Genomic DNA, 20721 nt, shown 5'->3' on the forward strand with positions numbered 1-20721 from the left:
GAACTTTCATTCTAAAAACAGGGGAACAAAAAACCATGATACTCAGCAACTTGAACCGTCATTTTCGCCTGCTTTCCACAGGCGCTGCGCTTTCTCTTCTGATGATCGCCGCACCTGCCGCGTTTGCAGAAACGCCCAAGGATACGCTGGTCGAGGGCTTCGCCATTGACGACATCATCACGATGGATCCGGGCGAAGCATTCGAGCTCTCGACCGCTGAAGTCACCAGCAACACCTATAGCCTTCTCGTTCGTCTCGACATGAGCGATACATCCAAGGTGAAAGGCGATCTGGCTGACAGCTGGACTGTTTCGGACGATGGCCTGACCTATACCTTCAAGCTGAAGCCCGGTATGAAATTCGCTTCCGGTAATCCGATCACTGCGGAAGACGTCGCATGGTCGTTCGAGCGTGCCGTCAAGCTTGACAAGAGCCCGGCCTTCATCATCACGCAGTTCGGTATCAACGGCGAGAACGTTGCAGAGAAGGCCAAGGCTGCCGACGAGAGCACCTTCGTCTTCACAGTCGACAAGCCCTACGCGCCGAGCTTCGTTCTCAACTGCCTGACCGCGACCGTTGCTTCGGTTGTCGACAAGAAGCTGGTTCTGGATCACGTCAAGCCCGTTACTCCCAGTGCCGACTACAAATACGACAACGATTTCGGCAATGAATGGCTGAAGACTGGCTATGCAGGCTCGGGCGCCTTCAAGCTGCGTGAGTGGCGCGCCAACGAGGTTGTCGTGATGGAACGCAACGACAATTACTATGGTGACAAGTCCAAGCTGAACCGCATTATCTATCGTTTCATGAAGGAAAGCTCGGCGCAGCGTCTGGCGCTGGAAGCCGGCGATATCGACATTGCACGCAATCTGGAGCCAGGCGACCTGGATTCGATCGGCAAGAATGCCGACCTTGCAACGACCAGCGCGCCAAAGGGTACGGTCTACTACGTCAGTCTCAACTCCAAGAACGAAAACCTGAAGAAGCCGGAAGTCCAGGAAGCCTTCAAGTATTTGGTCGATTACGATGCGATTGGATCCACGCTGATCAAAGGTATTGGCGATATCCACCAGACCTTCCTTCCCGCCGGCCAGCTCGGCGCCCTGAATGACAAGCCCTACAAGCTCGATGTCGCCAAGGCGAAGGAACTGCTTGCGAAGGCCGGCTTGAAGGATGGCTTCTCGGTAACGATGGACGTGCGCAACACGCAGCCCGTAACCGGTATCGCCGAGTCGATGCAGCAGTCGCTCGCGCAGGCCGGCATCAAGATGGAAATCATCCCCGGCGACGGAAAGCAGACCCTGACGAAGTTCCGTGCACGCACGCACGATATGTACATCGGTCAGTGGGGTTCCGACTACTTCGACCCGAACTCGAACGCCGATACGTTCACTACCAACCCCGACAACTCGGATGCAGGCACGGTCAAGACGCTGGCGTGGCGCAATACCTGGGAGGCCCCCGAGCTCGACAAGGAAACGAAGGCTGCCTTGCTTGAGCGCGATAGTGCCAAGCGCGCTGCCATGTATGAGGACATTCAGCGGAAGTTCCTTGCCAACAGCCCCTTCGTGATCATTTTCCAGCAGACCGAAGTGGCTGGTTATCGCAAGGGTCTGAAGGACTTCAAGCTCGGTCCGAGCTTCGACACCAACTACGTCGGCCCGATCGGCAAGGAATGATCCGGCAGGATTGATCCGTTGAGCATTGTCGAAACAAAGATGGAAGCACGGCCGAAACCCGGCCGTGCCTTTCCAATTGCGAAGGCGGTCGGGCGATTCTTTATCGCCGCCGTCACCACCTATCTCGGCCTGTTGGCTGTGACCTTCTTCATCGGCCGTGTCGTGCCAATCGATCCCGTTCTTGCCATTCTCGGCGATCGTGCGCCGACGCATGTCGTCGAGCGCGTCCGTCGTGAACTCGGTTTCGATCTTCCGCTCTACCAGCAGTTCTATTTTTACCTGAAGAGCGTCCTGTCGGGTGACTTCGGGACGTCGGTGCTCACGACAAATCCGGTAATGGTCGACATCCGTCGGGTCTTTCCTGCAACCATCGAGCTTGCCACGCTTGGCACCATCATCGGTTCAGTGATCGGCGTGCCGCTGGGTGTGCTGGCGGCGGTGAAGCGCGGCAGCTTTGCCGACCAGGTCGTCCGCGTCATCGGGCTCATCGGATATTCTGTGCCGATATTCTGGCTCGCGCTGATCTCGCTGGTGATCTTCTATGCGCAATTGCGCTGGGTCGCCTTCCCCGGGCGTATCGATATCGTCTTCGAATATACCTTCACGCCGATAACCGGCTTTTACCTGATCGACAGTGCGGTACAGGGTCAATGGGATGTGTTCTATGATGTCTTCCGCCACATCATCCTGCCGGCCTCGCTGCTCGGCTACTTCTCGCTGGCCTACATCAGCCGCATGACACGCAGCTTCATGCTCAACGAACTCAGCCAGGAGTACGTTGTCGCTGCCCGTGCCAAGGGATTGTCTGAAACCCGGGTAATCTGGGGGCATGCCCTGCGCAACGCCGCCGTCCCTCTCGTGACCGTAATCGCCTTGTCGTACGCCGGACTGCTTGAAGGTTCCGTGCTGACCGAGACCGTCTTCTCATGGCCGGGCATCGGTCTCTACATCACCAATTCGCTGCAGAACGCAGACATGAATGCCGTCCTCGGTGGCACAATCGTCATCGGCACGGTCTTCATCGGCATCAATCTGCTGTCCGACCTTCTTTACCGGACACTTGACCCCAGGACACGAAGCCGATGACGGCCCCCGCCCACCAACCAGTACGGTTGAGCCGCCGTGATTGGCTGCTTTCCGACCGTCCACAATCGCGAATGCAGGCCCGGCTTGGGCGAGCATACGTCACCTGGCGCCAGTTCACGGCGAACCGATTGGCGGTTGTCGGTCTGTTGATTATCGTCACCTTGTTGCTCGTTGCCGCCTTCGCCGACGTGCTCGCGACCCATTCGCCGGTCATCGGCGACCTCAAGAATTCCCGGCTGCTGCCACCGGGAACTCCGGGCTTCTGGCTCGGCACAGATGATCAGGGTCGCGATATCTATTCCCGTCTGGTCTATGGTTCGCGCATTACCCTGGTCGTCGTCTTTCTTGTTGCCGTCATCTCGGCGCCGATCGGGCTTATTGTCGGGACGGTGTCCGGCTATGCCGGCGGCTGGGTGGATGCCGTTCTGATGCGCATCACGGATATTTTTCTGGCCTTTCCGAAGCTGGTTCTGGCGCTCGCCTTCGTGGCGGCGCTCGGTCCCGGCATCCAGAACGCCATCATTGCGATCGCAATCACCTCGTGGCCGCCGTACGCCCGCATCGCCCGCGCAGAGACGCTGACGGTTCGGCGCTCAGACTACATATCGGCCGTCAGGCTGATGGGTGCCTCGCCGTTGAGGATCGTCGTGCTGCACGTCATGCCGCTTTGCCTATCGTCACTCATCGTTCGCGTGACGCTTGATATGGCCGGCATTATCCTGACGGCCGCCGGCCTCGGCTTCCTTGGCCTGGGCGCGCAACCGCCTCTGCCCGAGTGGGGCGCGATGATCGCGTCCGGCCGCCGGTTCATCCTTGATCAATGGTGGGTTGCCGCGATGCCCGGCTTCGCGATCCTGATCGTAAGCCTGGGCTTCAATCTGCTCGGTGACGGGTTGCGCGATGCGCTTGACCCGAAGGAGAGCGGCCAATGACGACGCTTCTCACCGTTCAGAATCTCAAGGTCAGCTATCCCACGCGCACCGGGACGATCGAAGCCGTTCGCGGCGTTTCCTTCACGCTTGGCAAGGAGCGCCTGGGGATTGTTGGCGAGTCCGGCTCGGGCAAATCCCAGACGGGGCGCGCAATCATGGGATTGACCTCGAAACACGGCGTCGTCACCGCGGACAAGCTCGACTTCAACGGCATCGATCTGCTTTCCATATCGCCGAAACAACGTCGTCATCTTCGCGGCAAACGTATCGCCATGGTGCTTCAGGACCCGAAGTATTCCCTTGATCCCGTCATGACAATAGGCCGCCAGATATGCGAGACGCTTCAGGCGCACGAGAGGATCGGCAAGGCGGAAGCGCGCGAGCGTGCGCTCGAAATGCTGGAAGCCGTTCAGATCCGCGACCCCGCACGGGTCTTCGATCTCTACCCCCACGAGGTATCTGGCGGCATGGGACAGCGCGCCATGATCGCGATGATGTTGATTGCCGGCCCCGAACTGCTGATCGCCGACGAACCGACCTCGGCGCTCGACGTCACCGTGCAGCTCGACGTTCTGAAGATCATGGATCGGTTGGTATCCGACCGAGGGATGGGATTGATCTTCGTGTCCCACGACCTGCGGCTGGTTTCGTCATTCTGTGATCGGGTCATCGTCATGTACGCGGGCAAGGTGGTTGAAGAACTCAAGGCATCCGAATTGAAGAATGCGCAGCACCCATACACACAAGGTCTCTTGAATTGTATGCCGCAGATCGGCGAGAGCAGGCACCCGCTTCCTGTCCTCGACCGCAAACCGGAGTGGGCGCTATGAGCGCGGCGCTTTCCGTTCAGAACCTGAATGTGGTCTACGACCACTTCTATGCGCTGAAGGATGTCACTGTCGATATCGAGACCGGCGAATCCTTTGGTCTTGTCGGTGAATCGGGCTCGGGGAAGTCGACGCTCCTGCGTGCCGTTGCCGGACTGGCGCCAGTCTCTCAAGGCACGATCAGAATCCATGGAGATCCGCTCGAGGGTAGCAGGCGCACCAAGGCTTTCTACAGGCGGGTGCAGATGGTGTTCCAGGATCCATACGGCTCCCTGCATCCACGCCAAACGATCGATCGCCTGTTGCTTGAGCCATTGGCGATCCACGGTATCGGCGACACCGAGAACCGGATCGCCCGGGCGCTCGACGAAGTGGGGCTCGGCAACGGTTTCCGCTTTCGATATCCGCACCAGTTGTCGGGCGGCCAGCGCCAGCGCGTCGCGATCGCCCGCGCCCTGATCGTCGAGCCAACTATCCTGCTACTCGACGAGCCGACGTCGGCGCTGGATGCTTCCGTTCAGGCGGAGGTCTTGAACCTTCTCGAGCAGATCCGTCGTGATCGCAAACTCACCTACATCATGGTCAGCCACGATTTGGGCGTGATCACGCATATGTGCGACCGGCTTGCCGTCATGCGCAACGGCGCCGTCGTCGAACGGCTGACGGCATCTGCTTTGGCCCATTCGGAGGTTCACGAGGACTACACGCGAAATTTGATGCTCGCGAGCAAGGGTTTCGTCAAATCTCCGGCGCTTGCGTGATGCCGCTGCTCTGTTCCCTTAGCTCCCGGTAAGCAAATCCTTAAAACACGACCATTCAACTAGACTATTGACAGTTGCCTTGCTTCTGTCATGATCCCGTTAACGACTGTTAACTTTCGTGATCATGGAGATCAGGCATGTTTTTTCTCGGTGGCATGACCATGGGATATTTGCAGCCACCGGAGAAAGCCGAGAGAGAGACGATAGCCGCAGCCTCCATTCCTGCCGAAAAAGACAGGCGGCTGCTGGAAGCAGCACGTGAGTCGTCACGCGAAAACGCTGTCGAGCGGTCGTTGCTATGGGCTTGGCGCACCCTCTGCTAATCATCGGGCGAACGGATTTTTCACTGTGTCGCCGATGAACGAAAATTCATCTCTACTAATCAGATAGAGAAAATAGGAAAATAGCTTCATCTCTCGAAGATTGAAGAGGTCGGAGGCAACACATGGCAAACTTGGGTATCCCGCATGCTCATGCGAACCAGTATGGTTCCGCAAAGATCAGCAAGCCGGGCACTGCGCGTGGCAAGTTTCAGTTCGCGATTCATGCGACGCTGGTCACTGCGGCGTTTGTTTTCGTCGCCGCGCTGGTTTGTGGCGTGGTTGGATAGTCTGGGCGCGCTCCTGACAAACCCTGGCAGGAAAGCTTGAAATCCTTCGTCGCGCGATGTTCGAAATGACCAGTCATTGCAGTTTAGCAGACATCCAACTGTTCGTCAGTTAAGGAGGCTTCCTAGCCGCAGGACCAGTCTCCTGTCGAAGAGATGCCCTCTTTCAAACATCCATTTCAGTGCTTCGGTGCTGGTCCACGCGCGCTTGTAGGGGCGTACACTCGTAAGCGCGTCAAATACGTCACATACGGTGGATATGCGAACGGGTAAACTCAGCCGATCGCCTCGCAGTCCAAGCGGATAACCGCTTCCGTCCAGTGCCTCGTGGTGAAACCGGCAGATGTCGAGAATGAGATCGGAGACCTCCGGATGCTGTTTGAGGAGCAGGTAGCCCCGTTCGGGATGGCTGCGCACCATGCGCCGCTCGGCATCGGTCAACTGGCCGCCCTTGTTGAGGATGGCGTTGGGTATCAGCAGCTTGCCGAGATCATGCAGCAGCCCGGCTATGGTCAGTTCCCTTGTAGTTTCATTTCCCAGGTCCAACAGCTGGCCTAGCCCCGTCATCAGCCCGCTGACCGCGAGCGAGTGAACATAAGTTCCCTCATCTTTGGTCTTCAGCCGCGTGACCTCTGCCAGGATGTGCGGCGAGAGGAGTACGGAAGCGGTGATGCTTCTGGCGACTGGTGCGAATCGAGCGATGTCGAATTTGCCTGTCTTGATATCGTCAAACCCGGTCCGCAAAGTCGCGCTTGCTTGAGATACCGCATGTCGGATACGGGTGCGCGCCTCGGCGTCGCGCAGGGTGGCATCGTCGTCCGGCTTGGCGCCAGCATGCAACTCGCAGTCGATCTCGCTTTTCGTTGGATTGACAAGGACGCTTTCCGCCGAGGAAGCGAGGATCGAACGCAGGTCGGAATCCGCTTCAAGCAGGAAACGCCGCCCGGAGAACTCCGAGTCAGCGCATTCCACCAACTCGATATACATTCCTTTGCGAAGCAAGTATTTCGGAATACGTAGAACCACGCCAAGTGACCCCTCACTTCTGCTGATCCATCCTTCTTACACGCCGATATCTAATGAACCTCTTACGTGTATCGAGAAATTCGGAAAGGTCGGAAATCAACTTGACGGAAACGCCAAAGTGTCACGCCGGTCTGACCGCCATGCGCTTTGTTGCCAGAATGGGTAGAAGCTGCCACACAATCCGGAGAAAGCTCTCAAAGGAGCTGTGCATGCCAAATGGCGGAGAGGGTGTCCAATGGGTTGACTAATCGCGACTAGTCCCAAATAGCCAACCTGTTGATATTTATCGTTTTTAGTTAGCGACGACTATTCGAAGTATCTGCGGATGGGTTCTAAGCGGTTAGTTGGATTTGGCAAACTAACAACGATGGACCCCTTCTATGGCAACCAAAATCGACCTTTTAAACCGCGAGTTGCGTAACCGAATTAAGGCTGGACGACCTAACATTTGGTCGCACGGAAACAACTTGTGTTTTTCACTCGCTAAGAACGGCAGAGCGAGTTGGGTTTACCGCTACACAATCAACGGCAAGCGCCGCGTCATGACCGTTCAAGCATTCGATGATGCCATATCGGAAAAAGAGCTCAAGTCATTGGAAGTGCTCGCTATCGAATACGGCGAACAACTGAAATCCGGTGTTGATCCTTTAAATATACGCGGGCACTCCAAAGCCGTCGCAAAAACCGGTGACACTTTTCAGGAAGTGGCCGAAGCCTACATTAGAACGCAGCGATCTGGCTGGAAAAACGCGAAGCACGCCGAGCAATGGACCAGCACCCTTGAGGACTTCGTCTATCCACTAATTGGCTCGATGCTCCCGCATGAAATAGGAATTGCGGACGTGCTGCGGGTATTGCAGCAATCGCATAAGCGTCGAAACAACGGCAAGGCCGGTCAACTTTGGGAAGTAGTTCCTGAAACTGCCAGCCGTGTTCGAATGCGCATTGAGAAGATCATCAGCGCAGCGAAATCGATGGGAGTTGGAAACGCCAATCGGGAAATTCGAGCACGATGGGCAAACCATACCAACCCTGCGCGTTGGGACGATGCGCTAGAGCATTGGCTCACCTCGCAAAGTCGGTCGTCTTCGCATTTCGCGGCTTTGCCGTATCAGGATGTCGGGCCATTTGTCCAAGAATTGCTCGCAAAGCGCGATTTCAGCTCGCGAGCATTAGCGTTCACGATCTTGACCGGCGTGCGGACAAGTGAAGCGTTGAACGCAGAATGGTCGGAAATCGATCTTGCATCCGCAACGTGGGAAATCCCTGCTGAAAGAATGAAGGCAAACAAAATTCATCGGGTGCCGTTGTCGCGTGCCGCACTCGACTTGTTGAGAAAACAGCCGCGCTATCCGGGAAATCCCTTTGTATTCCCCGGCGCGAAAAAGAATCGACCTCTATCAAATCTGGCAATGCTTGAGGTGCTGCGCGGAATGAAAGGCTATGGTTGGACGGTGCACGGTTTTCGTTCATCACTACGGGACTGGATAACGGACACTACAATTCATCCAAGTGAAATCGCTGAAAGCGTTCTTGCGCACACAATTGGAAACAAAACAGAAGCGGCCTATCGGCGCGGAGAAGCGTTTCAAAGGCGCTCAGTATTAATGCAGCAATGGTGCGACTATCTGACTACAAATAGAAAACAATACGAAGGAAAATGGCAAAATTATTTGGCAATTACATTAAAAATGTTAGAAACTGGTGATATCATGTAGTTTGTGCTCGCTTACGCGGGCTTTTTCTATTGACTAACCATAGCTGTCCATGTTTACGGTGATATTGCCGCCTGATCGGATGACAGCGGTTCGAGGGACCAAATTTGCCGCCTGCTCGGATGACAGCGGTGCAAGGGACCAGATGTTGCCGCCTGATCGGATGACAGCGGTGACGACGTGACGCGAGCCGAATGGCTGCACCCCCCACTGTACGAAGATTACCGCGAGGCAACCTCATGTCCGAGAACACGATCCTGACGCGCGACCAGCTTTGCGCGATGCTCAATATTTCCGATACCTCCCGCCAGCGCCTCGAAAAGAGCGATCCAAACTTTCCGCCCAAGATAAAGATAGGAGTGCGCCGCGTCGCCTATCTCCGAGATGATGCTTACGCGTGGCTATTGCAGCAGCGTGAAGACGCGTCAAAGCGCAGATATGTGGCGTAATCGTTAGTCTGCATGATTAGATGGACGCAGACTAGGAGAGATTTGCAAACCAAATCAGCAACTTAATTAGAATGACTTCGCGGAGTCATCGTCCTTCGCAGTCAAAAAAAGCCCGTATCGGACAGTTGGGACAGTCGATACGGACACGGGAAATTAGGGTTCATTTCACCATGTCTAACGTTATACAATTACATGCGGGTGCTGACAACTCGATTGCTCAAGATTACTCGCAAACTGCCACCTATATCCACGCGTTGACTGGCGAGCCGGTAGAAACCGCGCAAGTTTGGTTTCGTGCAATCCACGATATCGACAAGAGCGTGCCAGCGCGTAAGTTTTACGGAACGCTCGCACAGCATTGGCAAGAGCTCTGCGCGCATAATACAAGCGGTTATGGGGTGTTCGTCAATATAAACGCGTTTTCTGCAACCGTTCAGACGCATAATCTTACGGACGTGGGGTACTTGCGAGCCCACGTCATTGACTTGGATAACCCGCTATCCTCACAGCAGAATTACGAACGCGCCGCAGCGAGCAATCCGCCGCCATCTTTCGCCGTCCAATCTTCACCTGCTAAGTTTCATTGCTATTGGGTGACGCAGAACTACCAAGGCAACGAACGTTACACGACGCTGCAACGGAAACTCCGGCAGGTGTATGATAGTGACCGCGCAATTGTAGACCCGACCCGCGTCTTAAGAGTGCCTGGCTTCCTGCATATGAAGAACCCTGTAACGCCGCACATGGTCACGACTTGGCCACTAGCGGGCGCTGCCTGGCGCTACACTATCGAGCAGATGGAAGCCGCTTACCAGCACGTCAACGTTATCGACGGGCAAGGCGGTCGGCATAAATTGGGCGACGTGGAGTTGTCGGCGCCGTCACTCGAATGGCTGCGGTTCGGTCTGTCGCTGATCGATCCGAACGAACTGCCGCGCCACGAATGGGTGAGCGTAACAGCCGCCTTCAAACAGGCCGGTTGGCGGCATGCTGACGAACCAACGTTGTTCGAAGCATGGTCTCAATGGTGCGGTCGATTTCTCGGGAACGATGATGTGGAGAACCTGAAACAATGGCGGTCGATTCGTGAGACGGAAGTGGGTTGGAAATCGTTTCTCCGCAAACTACCGCAATTGCGGGCAGCAACGATGTTCGGTCGCAATGGAAACGCCGTGCCAGTGCCGAAGCCTGGAACGCAGGACCCTGTCCCAAACCCAATGACAGTCCCAGAATATCTAGATGGTTTCTCGCCTGATGCAGCGGCAACGACCACAGCAGCAACGTTGCGTAAAATGCACGAACTTCGCATTCCACTCGCCTATGACGAGTTCGCGATGCTCGTGTTGCTAACGTCGCCAGTCCCTTGGGAAAAGAATGGAAGATATCCGAGACGTTGGACCGACAACGACATGGTTGGATGCAAGGCCTATCTTGAAAGCTACTTTCTTAAGCCATCGAAAGAAACGGTGAACGACGCTGCAGTGTTCATCGCACGACGTAACGGTTATCACCCGGTACGCAATTACGTGCGCAATTTGACTTGGGACGGAGAAATGCGGCTTGACGCGTTGTTGCCGCGCTACTTCGGCACCGCTGATGATGCGTATGCGAAAGCAGTCGGGAAGCGGTTTATGATCGGTGCAATTGCTCGCGTCATGCGGCCGGGATGCAAGCTAGACACACTCCCGATCCTAGAGGGTTTGCAAGGCACAGGAAAATCTACCGCCCTCAAAATACTTGCTGGCGAAGAATGGTTCGGCGATCAACTCCCGGACATAGCCAGAAACAATGATGCGATGATTTATTTGTCCGGCAAATGGTTTGTAGAGATTGCGGAACTGTCGGCATTTAGTCGCGCAGAAAGCAATCGTATTAAATCATTTGTGTCGTCAGCAACGGACAGCTTCCGGGCGCCGTACGCCAAGACAGGGGAAAATCACCCGCGTCAATCCGTTTTCGTTGGCAGCACAAACGACGAAGGCTACTTGCGCGACCAGACCGGCAATCGGCGCTATTGGCCCGTAAAGTGCGGTCGGATCGATACGGCAGCACTGACACGCGACCGTGATCAGCTTTGGGCGGAAGCACGCTTTCGATTTGATGTTGGCGAAAGTTGGTGGCTCGCGGACGGCGAAGAACAGCTTGCCGCCGCCGCGCAAGAGGATCGACGCGAGCAAGACGCATGGGAAGAACGGGTGCGCGCGTTTGTCGCGACGCTAAACGGGGCTGCTGTGTCATTGAACACTGTTGCTAGCATAGCACTTGGAATTCCCACGACAGAGCGGCACACGGGAACAGATAAGCGCATTGCTAATTGTTTGCGGGCGGCAGGTTACGAAAGACAGCGACGTTGGGGTCCGGACGGCAAGCGATTTTACCAGTACGAGCTACGGCGGCTCTCTCCGTAATGCTGTCTCGGTCTGGCGCACACTTTCCCTGATATGATCAACTGGCAGCCGTTTACGCAGGAACACCTGCCATTTGAGGCGCCTGCTAATTTTTGGAACTCACTATTAAAAAAAGAGTTGCCCGTTTTTTCGTTTTGGGCGATATGGCTTTAGACCACGACAGAGAGTCATTAAGAGAGCAACGATGGGACATGTATCTGAATTGTCTAGTGTAACAGGCCTAAAGCCAGAGGAATCAGTGCGTCAAATCACCATTAAAGAGCTGCTCCGTCTTGGATGGAAAGAGGCGCAGCTGCGATGGAAGCCCGAGTGGCCGGTTCCCAAGACCCCTCATGACCTTACCAAGCGCGAGAGGGATCAGAAATACGAAATCTGCGGAAGCGCCGATCTCGTCATTTTCGCCGACACAAGCGGCGCGGCCCATGCGCTCCAAATCATCTTTGAGTTCAAGGCTCCGAACATCGATGCGGGGAAGGCGCAGTTAATGCGCTATCTTAGCAGCGAACCGATGGCCAAGATGGGGTTTTGGACAAACGGTTCAGCCTCGCTGGCGATCTACAAACGGCATTCTGCCGATTGGGTCGTGGTTGAAGGGGCAAAGCTGCCTCAGCCTGGCGATGACTTCAGCCGCGCACCAGATAAGCCTCCCACGTGGAATAGTATTCGTACCCCGACTGAAGCCGAATTGTCAGCTGTTCTCCGCCGCATCGTCGCGACGGTGGTGGTCTCGGACGCCGCGGTGAACCGGCGCGAGGATCAGCTGCGGGAACTACTCCATATCGTCCTCGTGAAGCTTGAGAACGACGCTGTTTTCAGTCGATCGTCACGGCAGGATGATGCAATGGATTTTCGCCTTTATGGGGCGACAGAGGATCGTGTCACACGAACAGCAGAAAAGATCCGCGAGCAGTTCAAGGACTATTTTTCGCGGCAGCGCACTCGTATTTTCCTTCCGCACGATCGCCACGACCTCCTGCTGACGGATCAAACGATTTATTCTGTAGTCTCGGAGCTGTGGCCCTATCGCATTCTCGGCGACAAAATCGACTTGCTGTCAAAGGCCTTCCAGACTTTTAGAACGTCCGCGCTTAAGAGCGGCGAAGGGCAGTATCTAACTCCGCTCCGAGTCGTGCGACCGGCCATTATGGCACTGGATATCACATCCTCAGATAAAGTGATTGACCCGGCCTGCGGTACAGGCGGATTTCTAATCGAAGCGCTTCGACAGGTTGCGGCGAAGGAATTCCCAAAAGAGGAAGAAGCCTGGAATCTCATCAAGTGGGCTAATGACAACCTGTATGGGATCGATAAGGACGACATTGGAGTTAAACTGACGCGAGCGATGATGGTTGCTATGCGCGATGGGTCAACTCACGTTCTCCTCGGTGACTCGATCCGGGTGAACGAGTGGCCGACCAAATACACCAGATTACGCGATGAGATCGGACAGAATCAAACGCCGTTTGTGCTAGAGCAGTTTACTGTAGTTGTTACGAATCCCCCGTTCGGTGAGGATCTGAAGGTCAAAGCCGTCGACTGCAGGGCCGCGGGCTACACAATCTCTAATCACGCGGCAATGAAGGGACCTGGCAAATACGTCGATCTAGAAATTGGGTTGGTATATCTTGAACTCGCACACCGGCTTTTGCGAAGGGGCGGACGGATAGGGATTGTTCTTCCCGAAACATACTTTTTCAGCAAGAAATATCGTTGGCTTCCGGGATGGATGGATGGGCGACTGAAGCTCCGCGGCATGACGAACATCGCGATGGAAGCATTCGAAGAATTCTGCCGCGCAAAAACAAACTTTTACATTTTCGAGAAAGTTGGAGACGGCGATAAGGCTGCCGTCGCCACAATCTCTGATCAGGAGGACTGATTCATGGCTATCCACAAGCCCAAGTGGTTTTCTGACGACTATGTGATGGTTTCTACGGCTCCAACTTGTGGGCTCACAAAAGGCGGCCGCGCGCTAAAAAAGGTCGATCCCCTCACGGCACAGCGTATTCAGGTTGTTGACCCTGAAACTGGCGGCCTTGTGGATGCCGTAAACGATCAGCTGCTGGAAGATATGGAAGCGCTAGCGGCCTTGAAGGGCCTCCCAACGACGGAAGACAAGATCCCTGACACGCTAAACTTTGTACCAGCGAAGGACGTCAGCGTTGGTTGTGCCGTTCCAATTTACTACGATCACCGTTACGGCGACCACTTTCATACCGAATTGAAGAACGATCCGACGTTCAAAGGTTTCACCTCGGAGACCCTAGGTGCGCTACTAAAAGACGGCCGCCTGCTGATCCGCAACGGTCATGGTTCGCCATCACAAGAGCAACGCATCGGCGAAGTTCCGTATATTAAGGTTTCCGATTTGCGGGCAGGGCTCGTGAACATTAATCCGACAAATCGGGTTCCTCGGGCTGTTGCCGAAAAATTCTGGCGCGCTTCATCGTCAGGTTTACAACCGTTCGATCTGATTTGCCCGGAGAGAACTTCCAAAAATATCGGGGACTTCTGCGTTATGATGCCTGGACAGGAGCAGGTCCTCACGACGAAGGAGGTTATCGTCCTTCGACCGGGACCGAACGCAAACTTCGACACTTTTTATCTTCTATGGGCTATGACGCTGAAGATTGTCCGCGATCAATGGCGGCGGGTCATTTTTATGCAAACTAACCGAGAGGATGTCGGGAAGAGGTATCTCGAAGTTGCTATTCCAGTGCCGCCCACGCGCCAACGCGCCGATGAACTGTCGAAGCCTTTCAAGACATACTACGAAAAGCTCGCAGAGGCTCGTAGCGGTCTCCAAGCTTACTTGAACGAGAATAAGACTCACCACTTCTTTGTCTCTGGAGCCGAGGAGCCAGAAATTACTGAAGACGACGGTATCGTTGACGAGGATGTAGGCCCGTAAATTTGGGCGTCGGCCGAGCTGGAGCGGGGTGTGATCCGGCATGCGAAATGCAAATAATCCTCGCGGTCGCCATGTGCCCGCGGGGATTACTGACTGCTAGTTTTTAGGGACAGTGGGGAGAGCACGGCAATTCATTGAGTCCGAGGAGGTTCATCGGTGCCTGGCGGAGGCACTGTCCCTGTTGGTCCCCGTCGGACGCCTATAATACCAACACGTCAGAAACTTGCTATAATTTGCATAATTGCTGACTGCTACTTCATCGCACTTCTTGTAGGGAAAGTAGGGACAATAGGGCAATTTACTGAAATTGCAGGGAAATTTTCGTCCCCCTTTAAATAAGAAATAGTAAGGCCAGTAGGGTGTGGCGGAGATAGTGTCCGCTATTGCAATCAGTCAATCTCTACGATTTACAATCGGTTATTGCAGGGGCCAATTGGCTCACTAATCCAAGCATCTATTATTTTCGACTATATCTTTAAGTGAAGGGTCGTTCAGAGCGCCATGGATCCGGGGTCCAATCCTCGGGTGCTACGGGCAGTGCTTGCCGCTCGTCGCCCAGGGCCTTGCCCCCGCGTACGACTTCGGCTTGATTGCCATGTCTTCTGGTAGGGTGCGCCTCATACGGCTATCACCATAATCTTGTTGTCCACATTAGGAGAACCCATCATGAAAGATCTTGTTGCGGTCATTCCCGAGGTCGATTTGCTGTTGAGCTTGGAGCCAGAAGAGCTGGCGGGCAAGCTGCTATTCATCCTCCGTCGTCGCCTTCAAAGAGGGGAGCGATATGTTCATCTCGGAAACTGCCTGAATGAACTATCGGGTCGTGATTTCTCTGAAGGAGCGCCGGGCTACTCTCAAAACCGCATCGAAGATGTCAAAGTCGCAGTCAGCGAGGCTTGGCTCTGGTTACAGGCCCAGGGACTGTTAGTTCCAGCGCCGGACAGCAATGGGCAGAATGGCTTTCGCATTCTAAGCAGACGTGCGCAGACCTTTGAGGATGAGACCGCGTTTGCTCGCCACAATGTTGCGAGGCTTCTTCCAAAGGAAATTCTTCATGCTCGCTTTGCTGACCGTGTCTGGTCCGCATTCGTGCGCGGTGAGTTCGACGTCGCGGTATTTCAGGCTACAAAAAGCGTAGAGGTGTATGTTCGGGAAGTTGGCGGCTTTGGCAACGAACTTCTTGGGGTGAAGCTGATGCAAGAAGCGTTCAAGGCGGATGGGGGTGTCTTGACTGACGCAACTGCGGAGGCTGGTGAACGCCTAGCCCGCATGCAGCTTTTTTGCGGTGCAATTGGCTCATACAAGAACCCGAACTCGCATCGAGATGTCAACATGGAGGACCCAATGGAAGCGCTCGAAATCATTCTTCTCGCGAATCATTTGATGAAGATTGTTGACGCACGCGCACATGCACTTCGGCCAGGCCGGTGACTACGCCAAGTCTCAATCGTAGATGGCGTGGTCCGTGCCTGAGAAGGTGGTGAGTATTCGGAATTTAAGCCGGATTCCCGGAATGAAAATTTGGCCATTTGGCTAGAAAAAACAAATACTTGACAGGCTTTTATGATCCGGCCAATCTGTGGCCAGTCCCTGATTTTCTGAGGAAATGTCATGCCTATCAAATTCCTGAATTTCGAAGATGACGCCGCTTCCATAATCACCGTCCGCGTGGAGAACGGCCCATCCGAGAGGGTGGTCTTTTATCGTAAGTTGCTTACCTCGGCGGCATTCAGAAATGTTGTTCAACCGCTTCAAGCCAATGTTGATCTGTTCGCCTTAGGAATTGCGAGAGCGTCCGAAACTTCAAATCTTCGCGGCATTCATCATCGCGCACGAGAGACCGCTCCGGCGCTTCGCCAATCCTTTCAAGATATTGGTAATGCGGGGCGGCAAAAGCTCTCTGACATAGCGAATGTCCGCAACGATCAGCTTGGACGGCATAAAGTTGATCCGGCCCGGTCTGTTGCAATCGCAACCCGCCTTTCCGCAATGAAGATTGCTGACGCTTCTCGCTTGGCGTTGACCGATCCGGAAGTCGCCGTCTCTGCCTTGCAGAATTGGGCAATTGGCGGCCTTCCTGACGCCCTTCGTCAGCAGATAGAAAACAGCTTGATCCTGCACAATCTGACGACAACGTATCTCGCCCACCATCCGCTAAAGCCGTCTTTCATCGACCCCATCCCGAATGGCTTTGATCGTGATGCGGCTATGACCAACGCGAAGGCAGCAATGAAGGCGCACGAGGATGGTGTTGCTGAGGTCGATCTTGTTCGATCCATGCTAACGAGCGTGGTCAATTTCGTTGCAGTTGCGACGGACCAGCATCCAGTTGTTGCTTTCGACTTGCTCAATGGCAAGGCTGCATAAAATGGAGCCTATTCGATTTGAGCTGCCTTGCGTTGTCACTTTGCCGAGCGAGCCGCTTGTTTCTCATGATCAGCTCCGCATTGCACTTGGGCAACCATCGCGTCAACTTATCGCCCTTTGGAAGCGTGACAGGGGCTTTCCGGCTTCGTTTCGTGAAGGCAACGGGGCATTTCTTCCAACCGACGCGGTTGAGGCGTGGCTGACCGCACAAAGCGTGCGAGTAAAGCGCTAATGAAACCAGCTGTTCCCCAAAATTCCGCTTTCAATAGCGTCGTTCAACGCGATGAAACCGGTAAGTTTCTTCGCGGCTTCGGCGGTCGGCCCAAAGGATCAAAAAACCGCATCGCGCATGAAACGATGAAGCAAATTCAGGACATGCGCAGCGACGCAATTCATCAATTGTGGCAATTGATTATGGCCGGTGATTTCAAGGCGATTTCTTATTGCCTTGACCGAATTTTGCCAAAGGAACGAGCCCTGGAATTGGACGACATGCGACCGGCAACAATTGGCCGCATGCTAGAAGACGGCGAAATCGTACCGAGCGAGGCAAAAGACCTCGCAGCCACAATCAAAAGTCTTCGAGAAATCGAAGACATAGAACAGCTGCGAGCAAAGCTAATCGAGCTTGAGGCAATTGTAAAAGATGGCTCTCAGCGCTGAGAAACGCAAGCTTGCCGAACTGCTAGCCCTGGTTCGCCCACGCCAAAGCATGGCTGCTAGAATGGCGGCGCTCTCATTAGCTGATCGTCTGGCTTTCGAACGATGGGCGACCGCGCGCAAAGAATGGCACTCGAAATTTGACGCGCCTGGCGACGCCTACACGGCGCTACTGGATGGGAACGAAGGTCCTGCTCTGAACTGGCGAATTTCGCAAAAGGTATTCGCACCTGCACCGGAGATGCCGATCACCGAAAGTATCGAGTCGATACGCCAGAAGTACGCCGAATATGCGGAGACGAAGACATGAGTGATATTTTAGACGCCCTGACAAGAAGTCATGAACTCTATAGGGTGCGAAACAAACGGCTTATCGTTGCTTTTAGGCGCGCGACCGGACGGCTCGAATGGTTCGTAGTCGGAGATCTAAAAGGTATCCCGGCGTCCACGGTTGAGCTGCAACCCGCTCGTGAGAACGAAAAAACGCGTTTCGATCCCGACGCACAAAAGCTCTGGCTGGATGGTCTGGCAATAACGGACTTGCTCGCCTACGTGGCAGGGCTGCGAGAGTGGAAATCAGAGAAAGAATTCTGGAAGGTATTTGAGACCTTTTTCGGCGGGGGGCAAGGAATACGCCTTGCATCGCATCCCCGCGCAGCTCTTGCCGCTGTATTCAATTTCAAGCTTCCCGGCGAACTTGAATATTTCAAAAGGCAGATGATTGATCAGCACCCCCGAGCGTTTGCGGAACTACAACGGGGTAAGTGCGTGATTGGCATCCTGGAAATCAGCTGAGAAACCAGTAGCTGTTAGAGGGTTGATTAGTAGCTCAACTAACAGAAATCCCCTAGTGCCGCTGAAACGTAACAATTTCACTGGACATTATGGCGGAGAGGGTGGGATTTGAACCCACGGTGCCCTTGCAGGCACGCCGCATTTCGAGTGCGGTACATTCAACCACTCTGCCACCTCTCCGCGGTCTGGTTGGCGCTTGTTTGGCGCGGGCTGTCTCTTAGCGAGAGTTTGGCGGGCTGGCAAGTCGAAATCGCAAAGCTTTTTATCCTTTACCCTTGACAGTTTTTTTTCGCTCGCGTATCTGCGCAGGTCAATAGGCGTGGATAAGTCCGTGCCTTGCCCGTCCCACGCTCGCGTGAGGCGTCACCGGCAGTCAGAATTTTCGGCGAAAAGCCCTGAAATCCCTGCTTAACATCGACTGATAAAAAGACGGCCACCTGTTTGACGCGGGTTGAGCCGGAACGAACATGAAAGGATAAAAAATGTTCGCAGTCATCAAGACCGGCGGTAAGCAGTACCGTGTGGCGGCAAACGACGTGCTGACCATCGAGAAGCTTGAAGCAACCGCTGGCGACGCAATTGAATTCACCGAAGTTCTCGTAATCGGCGAAGGCGCCGACGCTGCGATTGGGGCTCCCTTCGTCAAGGGCGCTTCCGTCAAGGCCGAAGTGGTCGAGCACAACCGCGGCAAGAAGGTCATCGCCTTCAAGAAGCGCCGTCGTCAGAACTCGAAGCGCACGCGCGGCCATCGCCAGCACCACACTGTTGTCCGTATCACGGACATCGTGGCTGCCAAGTAAGATCACGGGACTTAAGGTTTAAAGGAGAACTCCAATGGCACACAAAAAAGCTGGCGGTTCGTCGCGCAACGGTCGTGATTCCGAATCCAAGCGCCTTGGCGTGAAGAAGTTCGGCGGCGAAGCCGTCATTTCTGGCAACATTATCCTGCGTCAGCGCGGTACGCAGTGGCACCCGGGTTCCAACGTTGGCCTCGGCAAGGATCACACGATCTTTGCTCTCACCGCCGGCAATGTGAACTACCGTACGAAGGCCAATGGCCGCGTGTACGTATCCGTGATGCCGAAAGCGGAAGCAGCGGAATAAGCCGGTAGCGCTTTATAGCAGCCGGTGTCTCATCGACCCGGCTGAGCGTACAAGGTTCAGTCAAGACAAAAGGGGAGATGGGGCACCACCCATCTTCCCTTTTTCTTTACCCTCAAGGAGGACTGAACCATGCACGGCGAATTGTTAAGGGATGGCCAATCGCGGTCTCCCCGGGAAGACCAAAGGTCTCCCAAGGAACGGCTGAGGCCGGAACGGTTAAGGACCGATTGCCCTGTCTTGTTATCGGAACGGCTCGTCATGCGCGCGCCGCACGAAGAAGACATCGACGCCCTTGCCCATCTCGCCAACAACGCCAAAGTCGCCACGATGGTGTCGCGTATGCCGCACCCATATACGGCCAATGATGCCGCCGACTTCGTGCGACGCACGAAAAATGGCGAGATTGGCAAGTGCGTCTATGCGATCACCAAAGCCGAAAACGGCGCCTTCGTCGGTTGCTGCGGGGTCGAGCCGCATCTGGACGGGCGAACCGTCGAGATCGGGTACTGGCTCGGCGAACCCTACTGGAATCAGGGCTTTATGACCGAGGCCTGCCATGCGCTCGTCGATATGGTGTTCCGCACGCGGCAGGACGTCGATCACATCGATGCCCGTTGCCGGGTGATGAACGTCGCATCGCGGCGGGTCATCCAGAAGTGCGGCTTTCAGTTCCAGGGTTCGGGACTTGCGGTCTCGCTGGCGCTTGGAAGCAATGTGCCGGTGGAATGGTACAGGCTGGACCGCAAGACCTGGATGTCGCTCAGAAGCTGGGGGACCGTCCTATGAACGCGATCAGCCTCCAGAGACCGAAGACCCAGTCGCTGATGGCCGGCCCGCAGCCGGTCATAACCACGGACCGGCTGACATTGCGCCCACACCGGTTGAGCGATGCCGATGCTATCGCGGGATCGCTTTCCGATTTCGCGGTGACACGGATGCTTGCCCGCGTGCCCGCGCCCTACGATCGGCAAGATGCGCTCGACTGGCTGGTGGTTGCCACGTCGGGCAGCTTGCCGGACTGGCAGCTGGCGATCACCGACGGCGACGATACGCATATCGGCGTCGTTTCGATCGAACTCCGGCACGGCCGTTGGCACCTGGGGTATTGGCTGAACCGCTACTACTGGCGGCGCGGCTACATGAGCGAGGCAGTCGCTGCGATGCTTGAGCGCTTCTCGCGGCGGATGCCGGAAACGTCGGTTCATTCCGGCGTCTTCGCCGACAATCCGGCGTCGCTCAGATTGCAGGAGAGGCTCGGCTTCCGCATGACCGGTTGCAGCGAGATCTACAGTTTCGCGCGCAACACCATGGTCACGCATGTCGAGACGGTGCTGAAGCCTGGTGCATTGTGGCAAGGCAAGGGCGCCTGAGCAAGACAGGACGCCGCGGCAACA

Annotated in this window: 22 protein-coding genes and 1 tRNA gene; 21 read left to right on the plus strand and 2 right to left on the minus strand. The window is 55.2% G+C overall.

The annotated features are described in order from the left end of the window. The first annotated feature begins 35 nt into the window (after positions 1–35). The 7 genes from ASC90_RS15000 (at position 36) to ASC90_RS29400 (ending at position 5895) form a co-directional block, all read left to right on the plus strand. Entirely contained in the window at positions 36–1679 is a 1644-nt protein-coding gene (locus ASC90_RS15000) for an ABC transporter substrate-binding protein (RefSeq protein ID WP_056541884.1), read from the plus strand. Positions 1680–1697: 18 nt separating this feature from the next. Beyond that, positions 1698–2765, plus strand: coding sequence for an ABC transporter permease (locus tag ASC90_RS15005; protein WP_200950905.1), 1068 nt, complete (start codon positions 1698–1700; stop codon positions 2763–2765). Further along, positions 2762–3697 (plus strand): ABC transporter permease, encoded by a 936-nt coding sequence (locus ASC90_RS15010; protein ID WP_056541889.1) that lies wholly within the window; start codon positions 2762–2764, stop codon positions 3695–3697. Before ASC90_RS15005 ends, ASC90_RS15010 begins: the two co-directional genes overlap by 4 nt. After that, positions 3694–4527, plus strand: coding sequence for an ABC transporter ATP-binding protein (locus ASC90_RS15015; RefSeq protein WP_056541892.1), 834 nt, complete (start codon positions 3694–3696; stop codon positions 4525–4527). The genes ASC90_RS15010 and ASC90_RS15015 overlap by 4 nt, the downstream gene beginning before the upstream one ends. Beyond that, complete coding sequence (locus tag ASC90_RS15020; RefSeq protein ID WP_056541894.1) at positions 4524–5285, plus strand: ABC transporter ATP-binding protein; 762 nt, start codon at positions 4524–4526, stop codon at positions 5283–5285. Before ASC90_RS15015 ends, ASC90_RS15020 begins: the two co-directional genes overlap by 4 nt. Before the next feature lie 137 nt (positions 5286–5422). Further along, positions 5423–5608 carry a hypothetical protein gene (locus ASC90_RS15025; RefSeq protein ID WP_056541897.1) on the plus strand — a complete coding sequence of 62 codons (186 nt, stop codon included), beginning with the start codon at positions 5423–5425 and terminating at the stop codon, positions 5606–5608. 122 nt (positions 5609–5730) lie between these two features. Further along, the gene (locus ASC90_RS29400; RefSeq protein ID WP_200950906.1) at positions 5731–5895 is read left to right on the plus strand and encodes a hypothetical protein; all 165 of its coding nucleotides are present in this window, start codon (positions 5731–5733) and stop codon (positions 5893–5895) included. A 105-nt stretch (positions 5896–6000) separates the two neighbouring features. Here the strand turns inward: ASC90_RS29400 and ASC90_RS15030 are convergent, their stop codons facing one another. Continuing rightward, entirely contained in the window at positions 6001–6918 is a 918-nt protein-coding gene (locus ASC90_RS15030; protein WP_056541900.1) for an HD-GYP domain-containing protein, read from the minus strand. Between the two features lie 380 nt (positions 6919–7298). Between ASC90_RS15030 and ASC90_RS15035 the strand changes: the two genes are divergently transcribed. The 10 genes from ASC90_RS15035 to ASC90_RS15080 all read left to right on the plus strand — a co-directional run bounded on the left by ASC90_RS15035 (position 7299) and on the right by ASC90_RS15080 (position 18223). Then, on the plus strand, positions 7299–8636 hold the full coding sequence (locus tag ASC90_RS15035) for a site-specific integrase (protein WP_244480394.1): 1338 nt from the start codon (positions 7299–7301) through the stop codon (positions 8634–8636). Between the two features lie 236 nt (positions 8637–8872). After that, the gene (locus ASC90_RS15040; RefSeq protein ID WP_056541901.1) at positions 8873–9082 is read left to right on the plus strand and encodes an AlpA family phage regulatory protein; all 210 of its coding nucleotides are present in this window, start codon (positions 8873–8875) and stop codon (positions 9080–9082) included. A gap of 170 nt (positions 9083–9252) precedes the next feature. After that, entirely contained in the window at positions 9253–11490 is a 2238-nt protein-coding gene (locus ASC90_RS15045) for a VapE domain-containing protein (protein ID WP_056541903.1), read from the plus strand. 184 nt (positions 11491–11674) lie between these two features. Beyond that, a complete protein-coding gene (locus ASC90_RS15050) occupies positions 11675–13369 on the plus strand; it encodes an N-6 DNA methylase (RefSeq protein ID WP_082519931.1) in 1695 nt (564 codons plus the stop codon). Between the two features lie 3 nt (positions 13370–13372). Next, positions 13373–14401: a hypothetical protein gene (locus ASC90_RS15055; RefSeq protein ID WP_056541909.1), complete on the plus strand. Its 1029-nt coding sequence runs from the start codon at positions 13373–13375 to the stop codon at positions 14399–14401. A 666-nt stretch (positions 14402–15067) separates the two neighbouring features. Continuing rightward, complete coding sequence (locus ASC90_RS15060) at positions 15068–15832, plus strand: TIGR02391 family protein (protein ID WP_056541913.1); 765 nt, start codon at positions 15068–15070, stop codon at positions 15830–15832. 180 nt (positions 15833–16012) lie between these two features. Further along, the gene (locus tag ASC90_RS15065; RefSeq protein ID WP_056541915.1) at positions 16013–16768 is read left to right on the plus strand and encodes a hypothetical protein; all 756 of its coding nucleotides are present in this window, start codon (positions 16013–16015) and stop codon (positions 16766–16768) included. Positions 16769–16963: 195 nt separating this feature from the next. Further along, a complete protein-coding gene (locus ASC90_RS15070; protein ID WP_156392962.1) occupies positions 16964–17431 on the plus strand; it encodes a hypothetical protein in 468 nt (155 codons plus the stop codon). Next, positions 17415–17738 (plus strand): hypothetical protein, encoded by a 324-nt coding sequence (locus ASC90_RS15075; protein WP_056541921.1) that lies wholly within the window; start codon positions 17415–17417, stop codon positions 17736–17738. The genes ASC90_RS15070 and ASC90_RS15075 overlap by 17 nt, the downstream gene beginning before the upstream one ends. Further along, on the plus strand, positions 17735–18223 hold the full coding sequence (locus ASC90_RS15080) for a hypothetical protein (protein ID WP_056541924.1): 489 nt from the start codon (positions 17735–17737) through the stop codon (positions 18221–18223). Before ASC90_RS15075 ends, ASC90_RS15080 begins: the two co-directional genes overlap by 4 nt. 90 nt (positions 18224–18313) lie before the next feature. On the opposite strand, the gene ASC90_RS15085 is transcribed toward ASC90_RS15080, so the two are convergent. Then, positions 18314–18403: transfer RNA gene (locus ASC90_RS15085), tRNA-Ser, on the minus strand. A 302-nt stretch (positions 18404–18705) separates the two neighbouring features. On the opposite strand from ASC90_RS15085, the gene rplU reads away from it, so the two are divergent. The 4 genes from rplU (at position 18706) to ASC90_RS15105 (ending at position 20697) form a co-directional block, all read left to right on the plus strand. Further along, positions 18706–19023: a 50S ribosomal protein L21 gene (gene rplU, locus ASC90_RS15090; RefSeq protein ID WP_007790977.1), complete on the plus strand. Its 318-nt coding sequence runs from the start codon at positions 18706–18708 to the stop codon at positions 19021–19023. Positions 19024–19057: 34 nt separating this feature from the next. After that, positions 19058–19327, plus strand: coding sequence for a 50S ribosomal protein L27 (rpmA, locus tag ASC90_RS15095; RefSeq protein ID WP_037067980.1), 270 nt, complete (start codon positions 19058–19060; stop codon positions 19325–19327). Positions 19328–19456: 129 nt separating this feature from the next. Continuing rightward, positions 19457–20113 carry a GNAT family protein gene (locus tag ASC90_RS15100; RefSeq protein ID WP_056541927.1) on the plus strand — a complete coding sequence of 219 codons (657 nt, stop codon included), beginning with the start codon at positions 19457–19459 and terminating at the stop codon, positions 20111–20113. Next, complete coding sequence (locus ASC90_RS15105; RefSeq protein ID WP_056541930.1) at positions 20110–20697, plus strand: GNAT family N-acetyltransferase; 588 nt, start codon at positions 20110–20112, stop codon at positions 20695–20697. Before ASC90_RS15100 ends, ASC90_RS15105 begins: the two co-directional genes overlap by 4 nt. The last annotated feature ends 24 nt before the right edge of the window (positions 20698–20721 follow it).

The organism is Rhizobium sp. Root1220 (assembly GCF_001426265.1).
GTDB lineage: Bacteria > Pseudomonadota > Alphaproteobacteria > Rhizobiales > Rhizobiaceae > Rhizobium.

Coding starts and splice junctions, on each gene's coding strand:
- ASC90_RS15000 (WP_056541884.1), top strand. CDS start 36: ATGATACTCAGCAACTTGAACCGTCATTTTCGCCTGCTTTCCACAGGC.
- ASC90_RS15010 (WP_056541889.1), top strand. CDS start 2,762: ATGACGGCCCCCGCCCACCAACCAGTACGGTTGAGCCGCCGTGATTGG.
- ASC90_RS15015 (WP_056541892.1), top strand. CDS start 3,694: ATGACGACGCTTCTCACCGTTCAGAATCTCAAGGTCAGCTATCCCACG.
- ASC90_RS15020 (WP_056541894.1), top strand. CDS start 4,524: ATGAGCGCGGCGCTTTCCGTTCAGAACCTGAATGTGGTCTACGACCAC.
- ASC90_RS15025 (WP_056541897.1), top strand. CDS start 5,423: ATGTTTTTTCTCGGTGGCATGACCATGGGATATTTGCAGCCACCGGAG.
- ASC90_RS29400 (WP_200950906.1), top strand. CDS start 5,731: ATGGCAAACTTGGGTATCCCGCATGCTCATGCGAACCAGTATGGTTCC.
- ASC90_RS15035 (WP_244480394.1), top strand. CDS start 7,299: ATGGCAACCAAAATCGACCTTTTAAACCGCGAGTTGCGTAACCGAATT.
- ASC90_RS15040 (WP_056541901.1), top strand. CDS start 8,873: ATGTCCGAGAACACGATCCTGACGCGCGACCAGCTTTGCGCGATGCTC.
- ASC90_RS15045 (WP_056541903.1), top strand. CDS start 9,253: ATGTCTAACGTTATACAATTACATGCGGGTGCTGACAACTCGATTGCT.
- ASC90_RS15050 (WP_082519931.1), top strand. CDS start 11,675: ATGGGACATGTATCTGAATTGTCTAGTGTAACAGGCCTAAAGCCAGAG.
- ASC90_RS15055 (WP_056541909.1), top strand. CDS start 13,373: ATGGCTATCCACAAGCCCAAGTGGTTTTCTGACGACTATGTGATGGTT.
- ASC90_RS15060 (WP_056541913.1), top strand. CDS start 15,068: ATGAAAGATCTTGTTGCGGTCATTCCCGAGGTCGATTTGCTGTTGAGC.
- ASC90_RS15065 (WP_056541915.1), top strand. CDS start 16,013: ATGCCTATCAAATTCCTGAATTTCGAAGATGACGCCGCTTCCATAATC.
- ASC90_RS15075 (WP_056541921.1), top strand. CDS start 17,415: ATGGCTCTCAGCGCTGAGAAACGCAAGCTTGCCGAACTGCTAGCCCTG.
- ASC90_RS15080 (WP_056541924.1), top strand. CDS start 17,735: ATGAGTGATATTTTAGACGCCCTGACAAGAAGTCATGAACTCTATAGG.
- rplU (WP_007790977.1), top strand. CDS start 18,706: ATGTTCGCAGTCATCAAGACCGGCGGTAAGCAGTACCGTGTGGCGGCA.
- rpmA (WP_037067980.1), top strand. CDS start 19,058: ATGGCACACAAAAAAGCTGGCGGTTCGTCGCGCAACGGTCGTGATTCC.
- ASC90_RS15100 (WP_056541927.1), top strand. CDS start 19,457: ATGCACGGCGAATTGTTAAGGGATGGCCAATCGCGGTCTCCCCGGGAA.
- ASC90_RS15105 (WP_056541930.1), top strand. CDS start 20,110: ATGAACGCGATCAGCCTCCAGAGACCGAAGACCCAGTCGCTGATGGCC.